Origin of the sequence: Exiguobacterium sp. R-17 (assembly GCF_049913315.1) — a bacterium.
Taxonomy (GTDB): Bacteria; Bacillota; Bacilli; order Exiguobacteriales; family Exiguobacteriaceae; genus Exiguobacterium_A.
Genome location: NZ_CP184372.1, coordinates 132,896 through 147,500 on the forward strand (window position 1 = coordinate 132,896; position 14,605 = coordinate 147,500).

22 protein-coding genes (1 of these 22 only partly in view) are annotated in these 14,605 nt (G+C 45.3%); 21 read left to right on the forward strand and 1 reads right to left on the reverse strand.

Features of this window, described 5'->3' with window-relative positions; translation table 11 throughout:
- Positions 1–25: 25 nt before the first annotated feature.
- The 19 genes from rplO (at position 26) to ACN9MT_RS00860 (ending at position 12,814) form a co-directional block, all read left to right on the forward strand.
- On the forward strand, positions 26–466 hold the full coding sequence (gene rplO / locus ACN9MT_RS00770; protein ID WP_035399353.1) for a 50S ribosomal protein L15: 441 nt from the start codon (positions 26–28) through the stop codon (positions 464–466).
- Positions 466–1,755, forward strand: a complete 1,290-nt coding sequence (gene secY, locus ACN9MT_RS00775; protein ID WP_023466642.1) for a preprotein translocase subunit SecY — start codon at positions 466–468, stop codon at positions 1,753–1,755. The genes rplO and secY overlap by 1 nt, the downstream gene beginning before the upstream one ends.
- Before the next feature lie 71 nt (positions 1,756–1,826).
- Positions 1,827–2,474, forward strand: coding sequence for an adenylate kinase (locus ACN9MT_RS00780; protein ID WP_023466643.1), 648 nt, complete (start codon positions 1,827–1,829; stop codon positions 2,472–2,474).
- Entirely contained in the window at positions 2,474–3,226 is a 753-nt protein-coding gene (gene map, locus ACN9MT_RS00785; protein ID WP_023466644.1) for a type I methionyl aminopeptidase, read from the forward strand. Before ACN9MT_RS00780 ends, map begins: the two co-directional genes overlap by 1 nt.
- Before the next feature lie 149 nt (positions 3,227–3,375).
- Complete coding sequence (gene infA, locus ACN9MT_RS00790; protein ID WP_012369032.1) at positions 3,376–3,594, forward strand: translation initiation factor IF-1; 219 nt, start codon at positions 3,376–3,378, stop codon at positions 3,592–3,594.
- Positions 3,595–3,627: 33 nt separating this feature from the next.
- Entirely contained in the window at positions 3,628–3,741 is a 114-nt protein-coding gene (gene rpmJ / locus ACN9MT_RS00795; protein ID WP_003156543.1) for a 50S ribosomal protein L36, read from the forward strand.
- A 20-nt stretch (positions 3,742–3,761) separates the two neighbouring features.
- A complete protein-coding gene (gene rpsM / locus ACN9MT_RS00800; protein WP_023466646.1) occupies positions 3,762–4,127 on the forward strand; it encodes a 30S ribosomal protein S13 in 366 nt (121 codons plus the stop codon).
- Between the two features lie 16 nt (positions 4,128–4,143).
- Entirely contained in the window at positions 4,144–4,539 is a 396-nt protein-coding gene (rpsK, locus tag ACN9MT_RS00805; protein WP_023466647.1) for a 30S ribosomal protein S11, read from the forward strand.
- A 137-nt stretch (positions 4,540–4,676) separates the two neighbouring features.
- Positions 4,677–5,621, forward strand: coding sequence for a DNA-directed RNA polymerase subunit alpha (locus tag ACN9MT_RS00810; RefSeq protein WP_023466648.1), 945 nt, complete (start codon positions 4,677–4,679; stop codon positions 5,619–5,621).
- 33 nt (positions 5,622–5,654) lie between these two features.
- Entirely contained in the window at positions 5,655–6,026 is a 372-nt protein-coding gene (gene rplQ / locus ACN9MT_RS00815) for a 50S ribosomal protein L17 (protein ID WP_023466649.1), read from the forward strand.
- A 98-nt stretch (positions 6,027–6,124) separates the two neighbouring features.
- Positions 6,125–6,955, forward strand: coding sequence for an energy-coupling factor ABC transporter ATP-binding protein (locus ACN9MT_RS00820; protein ID WP_023466650.1), 831 nt, complete (start codon positions 6,125–6,127; stop codon positions 6,953–6,955).
- A complete protein-coding gene (locus ACN9MT_RS00825; RefSeq protein WP_368916116.1) occupies positions 6,943–7,797 on the forward strand; it encodes an energy-coupling factor transporter ATPase in 855 nt (284 codons plus the stop codon). Before ACN9MT_RS00820 ends, ACN9MT_RS00825 begins: the two co-directional genes overlap by 13 nt.
- Positions 7,794–8,585: an energy-coupling factor transporter transmembrane component T family protein gene (locus ACN9MT_RS00830; protein WP_035399348.1), complete on the forward strand. Its 792-nt coding sequence runs from the start codon at positions 7,794–7,796 to the stop codon at positions 8,583–8,585. The genes ACN9MT_RS00825 and ACN9MT_RS00830 overlap by 4 nt, the downstream gene beginning before the upstream one ends.
- The gene (gene truA / locus ACN9MT_RS00835) at positions 8,585–9,319 is read left to right on the forward strand and encodes a tRNA pseudouridine(38-40) synthase TruA (protein ID WP_426272580.1); all 735 of its coding nucleotides are present in this window, start codon (positions 8,585–8,587) and stop codon (positions 9,317–9,319) included. The genes ACN9MT_RS00830 and truA overlap by 1 nt, the downstream gene beginning before the upstream one ends.
- 168 nt (positions 9,320–9,487) lie before the next feature.
- Positions 9,488–9,925 carry a 50S ribosomal protein L13 gene (rplM, locus tag ACN9MT_RS00840; protein ID WP_023466654.1) on the forward strand — a complete coding sequence of 146 codons (438 nt, stop codon included), beginning with the start codon at positions 9,488–9,490 and terminating at the stop codon, positions 9,923–9,925.
- Between the two features lie 24 nt (positions 9,926–9,949).
- Positions 9,950–10,342 carry a 30S ribosomal protein S9 gene (gene rpsI / locus ACN9MT_RS00845; protein WP_023466655.1) on the forward strand — a complete coding sequence of 131 codons (393 nt, stop codon included), beginning with the start codon at positions 9,950–9,952 and terminating at the stop codon, positions 10,340–10,342.
- A 232-nt stretch (positions 10,343–10,574) separates the two neighbouring features.
- Entirely contained in the window at positions 10,575–11,129 is a 555-nt protein-coding gene (locus ACN9MT_RS00850) for a hypothetical protein (RefSeq protein ID WP_426272581.1), read from the forward strand.
- Positions 11,126–11,821, forward strand: a complete 696-nt coding sequence (locus ACN9MT_RS00855; RefSeq protein WP_426272582.1) for a hypothetical protein — start codon at positions 11,126–11,128, stop codon at positions 11,819–11,821. The genes ACN9MT_RS00850 and ACN9MT_RS00855 overlap by 4 nt, the downstream gene beginning before the upstream one ends.
- A 9-nt stretch (positions 11,822–11,830) precedes the next feature.
- Positions 11,831–12,814 (forward strand): hypothetical protein, encoded by a 984-nt coding sequence (locus ACN9MT_RS00860; protein WP_426272583.1) that lies wholly within the window; start codon positions 11,831–11,833, stop codon positions 12,812–12,814.
- A 149-nt stretch (positions 12,815–12,963) separates the two neighbouring features.
- On the opposite strand, the gene ACN9MT_RS00865 is transcribed toward ACN9MT_RS00860, so the two are convergent.
- Complete coding sequence (locus ACN9MT_RS00865) at positions 12,964–13,251, reverse strand: hypothetical protein (protein ID WP_426272584.1); 288 nt, start codon at positions 13,249–13,251, stop codon at positions 12,964–12,966.
- A 96-nt stretch (positions 13,252–13,347) separates the two neighbouring features.
- Here ACN9MT_RS00865 and ACN9MT_RS00870 point away from each other — a divergent pair, with 96 nt between their 5' ends.
- Positions 13,348–13,998 carry a M15 family metallopeptidase gene (locus tag ACN9MT_RS00870; RefSeq protein WP_426272585.1) on the forward strand — a complete coding sequence of 217 codons (651 nt, stop codon included), beginning with the start codon at positions 13,348–13,350 and terminating at the stop codon, positions 13,996–13,998.
- Positions 13,999–14,142: 144 nt separating this feature from the next.
- Positions 14,143–14,605 carry the 5' portion of an Mrp/NBP35 family ATP-binding protein gene (locus ACN9MT_RS00875; RefSeq protein WP_023466657.1) on the forward strand. 569 nt of this gene lie beyond the right edge of the window, so only the first 463 of its 1,032 coding nucleotides appear in the window; its start codon is at positions 14,143–14,145; its stop codon lies off the right edge, out of view.

Genomic DNA, 14,605 nt, shown 5'->3' on the forward strand with positions numbered 1-14,605 from the left:
TAATTTTATGAGGAGGTGCCCCACTATGAAACTCCATGAATTGAAACCAGCTGCTGGTTCACGTTCAGAACGCAACCGTGTAGGTCGCGGTATGTCTTCTGGTAACGGTAAGACTTCTGGCCGTGGTCACAAAGGTCAAAAAGCTCGTTCAGGCGGTGGTGTTCGTCCAGGTTTCGAAGGTGGACAAAACCCACTTTACCGTCGTTTACCAAAACGCGGCTTCAACAACCCAACTCGTAAAGAGTTCGCGGTCATTAACCTTGACACACTCAACCGTTTTGAAGAAGGAACTGAAGTCACTCCAGAACTTCTTGTCGAGACTCGTGCAGTCAAAGGCATGAAAGACGGCGTGAAAATTCTTTCTAACGGTAAGATCGAAAAGAAACTAACAGTTAAAGCTCATAAGTTCTCCGACGCTGCGAAGCAAGCAATCGAAGCTGCCGGCGGTACGGTTGAGGTGATCTAATGTTTCAAGCGATCTCCAATATGTGGCGCGTAGCCGACATTCGTCGGCGCATTCTCTTTACCTTGGCCTTGGTCATCGTGTTCCGTATCGGAGCACATATCCCGGTGCCAATGGTAAACACGGAAGTGTTCAAGATCGACCAGAATGGTATTCTTGGTTTCTTGAACTCGTTCGGTGGGAATGCTTTGCAGAATTTCTCACTCTTTGCGATGGGAATCATGCCGTATATCACGGCCTCGATCGTTGTCCAACTCTTACAGATGGACGTTGTTCCAAAGTTTGCCGAATGGGCAAAACAAGGAGAGGCGGGCCGTAAGAAGTTAGCAACGGTAACGCGCTATGGAACGATCGTACTCGGCTTAGTCCAAGCGTTTGGAATCGCGCTTGGATTTAACCGTATCTACCCAGGTCTTGTCGACGAACAGTTCGGCACCTGGACATACGTTATGATTGCACTCGTATTGACAGCGGGAACAGCATTCTTGATGTTCATCGGTGAACTCATCACGGAGAAGGGCATTGGTAACGGGATATCAATGATCATCTTCGCTGGGATCGTCGCGGGCTTCCCGAATGCATTCCGCCAGATTTACGAAACGAAGCTCCAAAATGCAGGGGATGCTTTGTTTGTAAACGTGCTTTATATCGTACTCTTGCTTTTAATCATCATCGCGGTCATCGTCGGAGTCATCTACGTCCAGCAAGCTGCACGTAAGATTCCGATTCAGTACGCTAAGCGTACGGTGAACCGGACACCAGTTGGCGGTCAATCGGCACACTTGCCGATCAAATTGAACGCTGCCGGTGTTATTCCAGTCATCTTCGCGGTGTCGTTCATGGTGACGCCACCAACGATTGCGAGTTTCTTTGCAAGTCCGGAGACGGCAACGAAGATCCGTGACATCTTCGACTATACGAGTCCAATCGGTATGTCGATCTATGTGGCACTGATCATCGCGTTCTCGTACTTCTACACATTCGTTCAGGTTAACCCGGAACAAATGGCAGAGAACCTTCAAAAACAAGGCGGATACATTCCTGGTATTCGTCCTGGTAAGCAAACGGAGCAGTACATCACGAAGATTCTATACCGTCTGACATTCTTCGGTTCACTCTTCCTCGCTGTCATCGCGGTGACGCCGACATTCTTCATTAAGTTTGCTGGCTTACCGAACTCGGTGCAGATTGGTGGAACGAGCTTGTTGATCGTCATCGGTGTAGGACTAGAGACGATGAAACAGATTGAAAGTCAATTGGTTAAACGACACTACAAAGGCTTTATCCGATAAGGCGGGAGGAAGGGGACCATCCCTTTCCTTTCTGTTGTGTCTATAGAGCTATAGAAGTGGAGGCTACCGACATGAATCTAGTATTGATGGGTTTGCCGGGTGCTGGTAAAGGAACGCAGGCTGCGAAAATCATCGAAGACTATGCGATCCCCCACATCTCGACAGGCGACATGTTCCGCGCGGCGATCAAAGATTCAACGCCACTCGGACAAGAAGCGAAATCATACATGGATAAAGGGGAACTCGTTCCGGACGAAGTCACAATCGGCATCGTACGTGAGCGTCTCGCCAAAGAAGACTGTGCAAATGGTTTTCTCCTTGACGGTTTCCCACGCACAGTGAAACAAGCAGATGCTCTTGAAGCATTACTTGAAGATCTGGGCAAACAAATTGATCACGTCATCCACATCGGTGTAGACCCGGAGAAACTTGTCCCTCGTTTGACAGGTCGCCGGATTTGCCCAACTTGCGGAGCAACGTATCATGTTCTCTACAACCCACCAAAAGTGGAGGGGATCTGTGATATCGACGGATCAGCACTTGTACAACGTGAAGATGACCAAGAGGAGACAGTACGTCGTCGCTTGGAAGTCAACGTCGCTCAAGCGCAACCTTTGATTGACTTTTACGCAGAAAAAGGGTATCTTCGTAATTTGGACGGTGATCGTCCAATCAACGATGTATATTCCGATGTTCAGGCACTCCTTGGTGATCAGTAATGATCATCACGAAAGCGCCGCGTGAAATCGACATCATGCGTAAGGCAGGACAAATCGTCGCCCGGACGCATAAGGAGCTTCAAGCTCACATTCGCCCAGGTATCACGACGGGGCAACTCGACGCGATCGCTGAACGCTATATTCGAAGTCAAGGGGCAACACCATCGTTTAAAGGGTATAATGGTTTCACGGGTAGCATCTGTGCTTCCGTGAACGAAGAGCTTGTCCATGGTATTCCGGGAGATCGTGTACTTCAGGACGGTGACATCATCTCGATTGACATCGGAGCAGAGTACAATGGGTATCACGGAGATTCAGCCTGGACATATCCGGTAGGTACAATCTCTGAAGAGACGAAGCGGTTACTTGACGTAACTGAAGAATCTCTGTATAAAGGATTGGAGCGCGCCAAAGCTGGCGTGCACCTGACAGATATTTCGCATGCGATTCAGTCACATGTTGAAGCAGCGAATTTTTCTGTAGTCCGCGAATATGTGGGCCACGGCGTGGGACAAAATTTGCATGAAGATCCGCAAATTCCACATTATGGACCACCGGGGAAAGGGCCGCGCCTGAAAACCGGCATGACACTGGCAATTGAGCCAATGGTCAACGTCGGGAAACGCTATGTTCGCACACTATCCGACAATTGGACGGTAGTGACGGTGGACGGTAGCATGTGCGCCCACTTTGAGCACACCATCGCCATCACAGACGACGGCTACGAGATCTTAACGGTCGATGCAGAGTGAGCTGTGCGCGTTATTGGTGTCACCTTTCTATAAGCCAGTATCCACTCGTGTTTGTGACCGATGATCTCTCAATGGCTCTTGTAGAAAGCCCCTAGCGCTACAAATCGTCTGGGCTCCCAATCAACTTTATAGAGAAAGGGGTATAATTGATGGCGAAACAAGATGTAATCGAAGTGGAAGGTACGGTTATCGAGCCGCTTCCAAACGCGATGTTTAAGGTGGAGTTAGAAAACGGCCACACGGTCCTCGCGCACGTCTCAGGAAAAATTCGGATGCACTTCATTCGGATCTTGCCAGGAGATAAAGTAACGGTTGAGTTGTCACCATACGACTTGACTCGCGGACGGATCACATACCGTTTCAAATAAAAACTCCGATTTTTTCAGGAGGAGGTATTCACAATGAAAGTAAGACCTTCGGTTAAACCGATCTGTGAAAAATGTAAAGTTATCCGCCGTAAAGGCAAAGTAATGGTTATTTGCGAAAACCCTAAGCATAAACAAAAACAAGGGTAATTAAACAAGGAGGTGCACACATGGCACGTATTGCTGGTGTAGATATTCCACGTGAGAAACGCATCGTCATCTCACTCACTTACATCTATGGTGTTGGTAAAACGACTGCTCAAAAAGTCTTGAAAGAAACTGGTATCTCTGAAGATACTCGTACTCGCGACTTGACTGAGGAACAATTGAACCAACTTCGTGATGGTTTAGACAAAATCAAAGTTGAGGGTGACCTTCGTCGTGAAATCTCACTCAACATCAAACGTTTGATCGAAATCGGTTGCTACCGTGGTGTTCGTCACCGTCGTGGTCTTCCAGTTCGTGGTCAAAACACTAAAAACAACTCGCGTACTCGTAAAGGCCCACGCCGTACAGTAGCGAACAAGAAGAAGTAAGGGAGGGTAAACTAAGATGGCAAAACGCAAACAGAACGTTCGTAGTAAACGTAAAGTCAAAAAGAATATTGAATCTGGTATCGTGCATATCCGTTCAACATTCAACAACACGATCGTTACGATCACTGATATGCAAGGGAATGCAATCTCTTGGGCAACTGCAGGTAACATGGGCTTCAAAGGCTCACGTAAATCGACTCCTTTCGCTGCACAAATGGCATCTGAAACAGCTGCTAAAACAGCAATGGATAACGGTATGCGTACTGTAGAAGTTAACGTTAAAGGTCCTGGTGCAGGTCGTGAAGCAGCTATCCGTGCTCTTCAAGCAATCGGTCTCGAAGTCACTGCAATCCGTGACGTTACTCCAGTACCACACAACGGTTGCCGCCCTCCAAAACGTCGTCGCGTGTAACCCGTCTTGTACTGCAGAGCGGGGATTCGAGTAGACTTTTGTTGATCGTTTGACCAAGCAAGGCAGTAGAAACGTACACAAGGCGGTTGGCGATTGAACGCGATGGCCAACATGACGATATTCAAGGAGGGGTTCAGATGATCGAAATCGAAAAACCGAAGATTGAAACGATCGAGTTAAGCGAGAACGCTACGTTTGGTAAATTCGTAGTTGAGCCGCTTGAGCGTGGATTCGGTACAACGCTTGGTAACTCATTGCGTCGTATCCTATTGTCTTCACTTCCGGGTGCTGCAGTCACTGCAGTCCAAATCGATGGCGTTCTTCATGAGTTCTCGACGATTGATGGCGTTGTAGAAGACGTTACCCAAATCATCTTGAACCTTAAGAAACTCGCCCTCAAAGTGTACTCGGAAGAAGAGAAAACGCTTGAGATCGATATTCAAGGCGCTGGTGTTGTCACTGCTGCGAACATTACGCATGACAGCGACGTCGAAATCCTCAACCCAGAACTTCACATCGCAACGCTTGCAGAAGGTGCATCACTTCATATGCGTCTTACAGCACGCCGTGGTCGTGGGTATGTTCAGGCTGAAGATAACAAACGGGACGATATGCCAATTGGTGTCATCCCAATCGACTCAATTTACACGCCAATTCAACGTGTAAATTATCAAGTTGAAAAAACACGTGTTGGTCAAGATGCGAGCTTCGATAAATTGACGCTTGATGTTTGGACGGACGGTTCAATCCGCCCTGAAGAAGCAGTGTCACTCGGTGCGAAAATCATGACAGAACACTTAAACATCTTTGTTGGTCTTACAGACGAAGCGCTCCATGCTGAAATCATGGTCGAAAAGGAAGAAGATCAAAAAGAAAAAGTACTCGAAATGACGATCGAAGAACTCGATCTCTCAGTTCGTTCGTACAACTGTTTGAAACGCGCTGGTATCAACACGGTTCAAGAACTCGCGAACAAGAGCGAAGACGAGATGATGAAAGTCCGTAACCTCGGACGTAAATCACTCGAGGAAGTTCAAGCGAAACTCGACGAACTCGGACTAGGCTTGCGCAAAGAAGACTAATACTATTAATTGCACGAAGGAGGGAATCCATCCATGGCATACTCGAAATTAGGCCGTACAAGCTCACAACGTAAGGCACTTTTGCGTGACCTTGCGACTGATCTCATCATCAATGAGCGTATCCAAACTACAGAACAAAAAGCGAAGGAACTTCGTCCAGTCGTAGAGAAACTCATCACTTTAGGTAAACGCGGTGATCTCCACGCTCGTCGTCAAGTTGCATCGTTCGTTCGCCGTGAAGCTGCTGGTCAAAACGCAGAGGGCAAAGCACAAGACGCGATCCAAAAATTATTCGCTGATGTGGCTCCACGTTTTGCTGAGCGTCAAGGTGGTTACACACGCATCATGAAAATGGGACCACGTCGTGGTGACGGCGCAGAAATGGTCATCATCGAACTCGTTTAATCCTCATTAAATGATTCGCCATAAAAGGGCAGTGCGTATCCCGCTTCTGCCCTTTTGCTACAAAATGAAAGTATTGATTTGATGAAGGAGGAGAGATCATGGACAAGCTGATTGAACTGGAACAGGTCACCTATCGGTATCCGGAACAGGAACAAGCAGCCTTACAAGAGGTCTCTCTGACGATTCGTTCAGGTGAATGGGTTGCTATCGTTGGTCACAACGGCTCTGGAAAATCAACGCTGACGAAATTGTTTAATGGATTGTTGTTACCGGAGACAGGGACCGTTACGGTTGCTGAGCGCTTTTCAAGTGCAAATCCGGAGCAACTGTGGGAGATGCGCCGAGCGATCGGCATCGTCTTCCAAAATCCAGATAATCAATTCGTTGGCACGACCGTGCGCGACGACGTGGCATTTGCTCTAGAAAACTGGGGTGTGCCACGCGAGGAAATGGTTCGTCGTATCGACGACAGTCTAGCGCGCGTTGGCCTTACGGATTTTGTTGATCGGGAACCCCATCAACTATCCGGCGGACAGAAGCAGCGTGTCGCAATCGCTTCGGCGCTTGCGATGCGCCCTGATGTTCTCGTGCTCGATGAAGCTACATCGATGCTTGATCCATTAGCACGACAAGAGGTCATGTCGACCGTTCAAGAACTCCATGCGACTCACCCAATGGCGGTCATCGCGATTACACACGAATTAGACGAAGTATTACGAGCTAGTCGTGTCATCGTCATGGATGCCGGGAAAATCGTATTAGAAGGATCCCCTCAGGAAGTCTTTCGTCATGCATCGTTCTTAGAAGACATCGGACTCGATGTTCCATTCGTTGTTCGGGTACAAGAACGTTTACGGGCGCAAGGTCTCTCACTCGAGGAGACGATACTAGATGAAAGAGAATTGGTGAACCGTTTATGCCAATCTTAATCCAGGAATTAAATTATACGTATCAACTCAATAGTCCGTTCGAACGAGTCGCGCTGCGTGATGTGAATCTTGAGATTCCGTCAGGGGCGCTTGTTGCGTTTGTAGGGCATACCGGATCCGGGAAATCGACGCTCGTGCAGCACATCAATGGGTTGCTCAAGCCGACAGCGGGGAAGGTACAAGTCGATGACATCATCGTCGAACCGAAGAAAAAACAGGACCTCAAGCCATTAAGACGTCGCGTCGGGCTTGTTTTTCAATATCCGGAATATCAATTGTTCGAAGAGACGGTCTTAAAAGACGTCATGTTCGGTCCGATGAACTTCGGTCATGATGCCGCAACGGCTGAGCAATTAGCGAAAGAGGCATTACGGACTGTCGGACTCGATGAAGTCTTTTGGAGTCGTTCGCCGTTTGACCTGTCTGGTGGGCAAATGAGGCGTGTTGCAATTGCCGGCGTACTCGCTAGTCAACCAGACGTGTTGATCGTCGATGAGCCGACGGCAGGACTCGATCCGCAAGGACGCAAGCATATGCTGAGTCTGTTTGCCCGGCTCCATGCAGAAACCGGTATGACGTTGCTCCTAATCACGCACGACATGGATCAGGTGCTTGAGTATGCCGAGCGCGTGATCGTCATGGAAGATGCACAGGTGGCGTTTGACGGACTACCGCTTGACCTGTTCAAAGAAGAAACACTACTCGAGCAATTCCATCTCGATCTCCCACACGTCTTATCGCTTGCTTGGCAAGTCGCTGATCAGCGTGGGCTAGAACGTCCGGACCTCCGGACGGAGACTGAATTGATCGATTGGTTGATGACGAAAGGGGTGAGCGAATGATCGTCGGACAACATATTCCCGGTCAGTCGTATTTGCACCGCTCGTCAGCACTCGCGAAGATCATCTTCGCCTTTTGCTTCATTCCGCTCGTCTTTCTCGCAAACAATGCAGCAACGAACATTTTTTTACTTGTCTTTACGTTCTTAGCACTCATGAGTAGTCGGTTACCGCTTCGTTATGTTCTAAAGGGACTGCGACCGATTCTGTTCTTGATCGTCTTTACGTTCGTCATCCAACTGTTTTTCACGCGCGAAGGGGCTGTCCTCTTTGAGTTCGGCTGGCTTCGGATCTACGAAGAAGGACTGCGACTCGCGATCATCGTCTCGTTACGTTTCTTCTATCTCGTCTCGATCACGACACTCGTCACGCTGACGACCTCGCCGATCGAATTGACAGATGCGATTGAATTGTTGTTGAAGCCGTTCAAGGTCGTCCGTGTCCCGACGCATGAGATCGCGCTCATGTTATCGATCTCACTTCGGTTCTTACCAACCTTAGCAGAGGAGACGGAGAAGATCATGAAGGCACAGCAAGCGCGTGGTGTTGATTTATCAGCAGGACCGATCAAGGAACGTTTACGAGCGATCATTCCGTTATTGATTCCCTTGTTCATCTCCGCCTTTAAGCGGGCAGAGGATCTTGCGACAGCGATGGAAGCACGTGGTTATCGTGGAGGAGAGGGACGGACACGTCTACGGGAGTCCAAGTGGACGATGCGGGATACGGGTCTGATGATCCTACTCGTCCTCCTGACGATCAGTTTAGTAGGATTGCGAGGGATCGGGTAATGCGTCGTTTAAAATGTACGATTCAATATGACGGAACCGGCTACGCCGGGTATCAGGTGCAACCAAACGGATTGACGATTCAAGAAGTGATTGAAACGACGCTTGCGCGGATGCACAAACATCCCATCAAGATCATCGGATCGGGACGGACGGATGCAAGAGTTCACGCCTACGGGCAAGTCATTCATTTTGATACGGAACTAGCGATTCCCCCGGAGAACGTCGTTAAGGCACTTAATACGCTCTTACCAGCGGATATTCGTGTCCGGAGCTGCGAGGAGGTCGAATCGACCTTTGAAGCACGTTACGATGTCGTAGGGAAGGAATACCGCTATTTCGTCCGCCGCGAAGAAAATGCGTTTCGTCGGAATCTGTCGGTTCATGTTCCGTATCCGATTGATCTTGAGCGGATACGCCAAGGGATGGCGCATCTCGTCGGGACGCACGACTTCAGTTCGTTCTGTGTCGCGAAGACGGAAACGTATAACCGGGTCCGGACGATTTACGAGGCAGAGTTGATGACGATCGGTGACGAACTCGTTTTTCGGTTCCAAGGCAGTGGTTTTCTCTATAATCAAATCCGGATCATGGTCGGGACGTTACTCGACGTCGGACGCGGTCGTTTTGCACCAGAGGACATTAAAAAAATGTTGCTGGCAAAGGACCGAAACGTCGCAGGTGTGACGGCGCCTCCTCATGGACTCTATCTATGGGAAGTTTTCTATCCGGAGTGAAAAAAGGCAATTGACATTGGCTATTAAAAAACATACAATGTTTATTGGCATTTCATTTATTATGAAACCACAATCTTAGCCCCGTACACCTAAGATTATGATAGATTCACCTAGTGAATAAATGAAAAATCAAAAACAGAACTTTTAATTCCTTAGGAGGTATTTTACATGCGCACAACTTTCATGGCGAAAGCTACTGATGTAGAACGCAAATGGCTCCTTATCGACGCTGAAGGTAAAACACTCGGTCGCCTTGCGAGCGAAGTTTCATCACTTCTCCGTGGTAAGCACAAGCCTACGTTCACACCACACGTTGACTGTGGGGATAATGTTATCCTCATCAACGTTGAGAAAATCGTTTTAACTGGTAACAAACTCGACAAAAAAGTCTACTACCGTCACTCTGGTCATCCAGGCGGCTTAAAGCAGACTGTTGCACGCGATATGCTTGCTAACAAACCTGAGCGCATGCTTGAACTCGCGATCAAAGGGATGCTTCCAAAAGGTAGCCTCGGTCGTCAAATGTTCAACAAACTCCACGTCTACGCTGGAGCTGCACACAAGCACGAAGCACAACAACCAGAAGTTTACGAACTTCGCGGTTAATACGAATTTAGGAGGAACTACACGATGGCAGATGTACGTTACTACGGCACTGGTCGCCGGAAACACGCGGCAGCGCGCGTTTTCCTCGTTGCTGGAGACGGTAAAGTCACAGTTAACGGTCGCGATATCAGCGAATACTTCGGTTATGAGACATTGATCATGACTGCAAAAGAACCACTCGTAATCACAGAAACAGAAGGCAAGTACGATGTAATCGTAACGGTCAAAGGCGGCGGCTTCACTGGTCAAGCAGGCGCTATCCGTCACGGTATCTCACGTGCTCTTCTTCAAGCGGATCCAGAATTCCGCGGCGCACTCAAAGCGAAAGGCTTCTTGACTCGTGATGCTCGTATGAAAGAGCGTAAAAAATACGGTCTTAAAGCAGCTCGTCGTGCACCACAATTCTCGAAACGTTAATCGAGTTACTGATATACCAGCGAAAATTAAGTTTTCTTGGTTCAAGTTGGTTCAATCATCTAATTTAATCACAACGTATTTAAGAGATTTAAAGCATCAGCATCTTGCTGGTGCTTTTTTTTGGACAAATATATTAGAAAAGTCTTAGCGTACTAACACATAAAAAAATAGAACTATTAACTACGGTAAGGTATAATTTACATAATATAAAAAATTGAAAGGAGAATAGAGTATGAAAACTTATAAGGCAATTCATTTATTAAATGAAAAGGCAGTGAATGAATTAAAAAATATTTCTTCTCTATTCTCTGAAAAAGAAAGGCTTATCTTCGTTGAAAGTAAGCCTTATGTTTGTGTCTCGTTCACTCCGGATGTTTACTTTAAAAACATACACGAAAATAATAGCTATTTTATAAGTAATTATTTTAAGCCTCTTATTATGACTAATTACAAGTTTTTATCTTTATTACTTGAAATTTCTGAGGATCCAAACTACAAATTTATAGATTTTTCTTTTAAACAAGATGGAGATGAAGGAGATCAGGAAAAAGAATTTGTAGAAGAAATAATTTCTAGAGAAAGAAATGTTCAAGCCTCATTTGATTTCTTAGAAAGTAAAGATCAAACCATAAAATATATAGATTTAATTGTATGTGACTCTAAACATCCCATTAGAATTGATTCTAGTGGAAATATTTCAGTACCGAACAATTTTTCAGAGAAATACTCCCCATATATTATTAATCTCATCGAATATTTATTTACAGGACATATTAACAAATTATGAAAGAAAAATTAAAAACTAAACTTCCAGATTTTTTACTGACTCTTTTAAGTAGTTTAATAGCTCTTTTTTTATTAGTAAAAAGCAATGCAACTGTCGAGAGTTATCTCTTAGAAACTTTAAAAGTACCCAAAGATAGAATTGCGCTCGTGATTGGAACGTATTTTTCTCTTATGGTCACGTTAATCTTCATAATAATTTTATCGATATTAACAATAATTGAAAAGTTGCTTATGTTTTTCTCGCGACCCAAAGTGGTCATTACCTTTTACGACAAGAAAGGTAAAATTGCACACGAAATTGATTTCAAAGAATCTCCAGGACAACCAAAGTACCTTAAAGTAGCTTTGACTACAAAATTTTCATCTTTTCAGCTGTACGCATTAAAAGATTTGCTTCAAGCTAAGATGTTGATAAGCTTGAATCCTAACATGTGTGCTATAGAACTTCACAATGGATTTATCGGTAATAGTAAATATTACAAGGTTGTAGACGGAGCTCTAGAATGCGACATCTTTTCTTTGTTTCAAGCTTCTGATGAAGAACAACGACTTGACATAGATCTCTCCTTACTCTTAATGAATTCTGCTCAAGGAGAGGTTAAGGCTAATTTGAGCTTTTCTAATTCTTTTTCAAATTTACTACTGAAGAGATACTGCAAATTCGAAGTTTCCACTATTAATTTAGAGGGGTAGATGAATTAAATGAGCTATTTGAGTAAGAGCCAAAGATATACTTTATTAAAGCTGAAAACAAGCTTTACTAGCATTGAAGATGTCCAGCAAAGAATTTTAACAAGGGATCACGATGAACCATTGACTGTAAAAAATATACCGTCAGATGCAAATCAAGATGAGTTAACATTTAAGTACGAATGGAATAATGCATCTGATCCAAGTCAAATTAAATTTGAAAACGCTAACCAAGAGTTTAAATACCTCAAAGTAACCGCGTCATGTGAATTTAGTACAAGGAGAGTCTTTGACCCTACTGATGGTAAAAATTTATTACCGAAAAGTGAAAGATTAAATATCGCATTAATTGAAGTCCTTTTTGTAGAGATTTCGAACGAAATACATGTTGTAATTTTTTCAAATGAATTTTATGGTTTAAGAAGGGTGAAAATATTAATCGGAGAAAATTCAATAGAACCTTTGACTGCAACTCATAACATTCACTCAGATCTATTTCATTGGCTTTTCTTCAAATATATAAAAGAAGATTATGAGTTAGATGGAAACATATCGATAGATAACATAAACGGATTTACTGGAATGGTAATAAATCAAGATCATATGTTTGAAGGAAACAGCTCTCAAACTGCAGAATTGATCATCACTAAGGCATTTATAACGAATGGTCATCCTATCACGTCTATAAAAGTAGATTTACAGATTTCTGATGCTTCTATCAATTTTTATTTAAGTGAAATCTCTGAAGGTAAAGAGTTAGGAATAGTTGTAGAGAAAAGATCAAGCATAACTAGTATTATGAACAATGAAGAAATAGAGTATGTTGTTCCTATGTACATATTCTTTTACTTAATCCCTACTGTTCTAAGTTTATACAAAGCTGACGAAAGAGAATTTCTCTCGACTGTTAAAACAGATTTTTCTAAAGAAATTGGGATAGAAGTCATAAAAACTATTATGGCTAAAAATAACATCAGTGTTAATGAGCTTGGCTAATATTACGAAGACTATGTCGCTCAATTAAATTAGCATAAAGAGAGATAAAAAGTTAAATATTTTCGAATCCCTCTCACCCTTGTGGTGGGAGGTTTTTTTTTGCACTAAAAAACCGCTCTCCTGACGAGGTGTCAGAACAGCGATTCAAGTCAAGTCGATTTAGTGGAGCGTAATCGGTGCAACACCGTCAGAAGAAGATAGAAGATGACGATCGTCAGCGGGATGCTCCAAACAAAGAGAGATTGTATGAATTGGGTAGGTGTATGTGCCGTCGTTTGACCGACATGTCCTGTAAAAGAGGTTTCTTCACTTAAGACGGTTGCATTGTCCGGTAACTCCGTCTTGGTAGCGACAGTCAGTTGCAGCGTCAGATACAGGACGAAGCTAAGGTGTAAAAGACAGGTGACGCTAAGTGTCCAAATGATGCGTTTTTTCATAGGATGCTCCTTTTGATATGAGTTAAAATCATTCTACATTCCATAAGTATAGCGGATTTTGTTTTCGGGAACAGGAGACAAAGGGAGTGAGCATAGATGGCATTATCGATCAGCTGGTTACTCGAGCGAGCGAATCGGAAGTTGAATGCTTCGGGACTGTCACGAGAAGTCGCTAAACGAACGCAAGAGGTCATTCGGGAGATGCATGCACAAGGGATTTATGTAGGCGTCGCACAAGGGTACCGATCGATTGCAGAACAGAATCGGTTGTACGCACAGGGACGGACATTACCGGGACCAATCGTAACGAATGCACGCGGGGGACAATCGAATCATAACCGTGGAATTGCCGTCGACCTCTTTCAATATTCCCAAGACGGTACACAAGCGCTATTTCGAAATGACCAAAGCTTTCAAAAGATTGTTGCTGCGATGAAACGACGTGGCTTTTCTTGGGGTGGGGACTGGACGAGCTTTAAGGATTATCCACACTTTGAATTACTAGGAGTGTCTGAAGAAACGCCGAATCGCTCTCGTGCGATCGTTCCGTATCCAGGTCGTCCGTTGTATCAAAGGGCAACCAATATGAATCCACGGGATATCGAACGAATTCAGCGTGCAGTCAAAGCAACCGTGACTCGGCGCTTTGATGCAGAGACGGCTCAGAAGGTGCGTGCCTATCAAACACGTCAAGGACTTGACGTTGATGGTGTCGTGGGTCCTCGTACATGGAACCGAATGTTCTAAAACGAGCGAATGATCGAGTAAAATGATGAAAACTGACACTGGACATGGAAAAGTCATCCTTTCCGGTGTCGAAATGTGCAAGCGCTCTCTTATTTTTGTTATACTAATAGGGATTAAATCGAACGTTTTCAGGGGGAAGGCACTATGTTGAATGAACAAGAAATTCGCGAGGTAGTCGGAACGCTCGTCGATCCGACGATTGACCGCCCGCTTGCAGATACGAACGGCATTCGTGACGTCCGGATTAAAGGTGATTATGTCAGTCTGAAAATCGCTTTAGCACAATCCGGTTCTGGGGAGCAACTCGTGCTCCAACAGCAAATCGTCAAGGAACTGAAAGAAAAAGGATTCAAGACGGTGGGACTCCGTTTTGAGGCACTCGGTGATCACGGGATTCAAGCAGCTACGACACCATCAATTCTCAAACCAGAATCTGGTACGACGTTCATCGCGATCGCTTCTGGTAAAGGGGGCGTCGGGAAATCGACGGTTTCCGTTAACTTAGCAGTCGCCCTCGCACGAGCAGGGAAGAAGGTCGGGTTGATTGATGCCGATATCTACGGCTTTAGTGTTCCAGACATGATGGGAATCGAAACACGTCCGACTG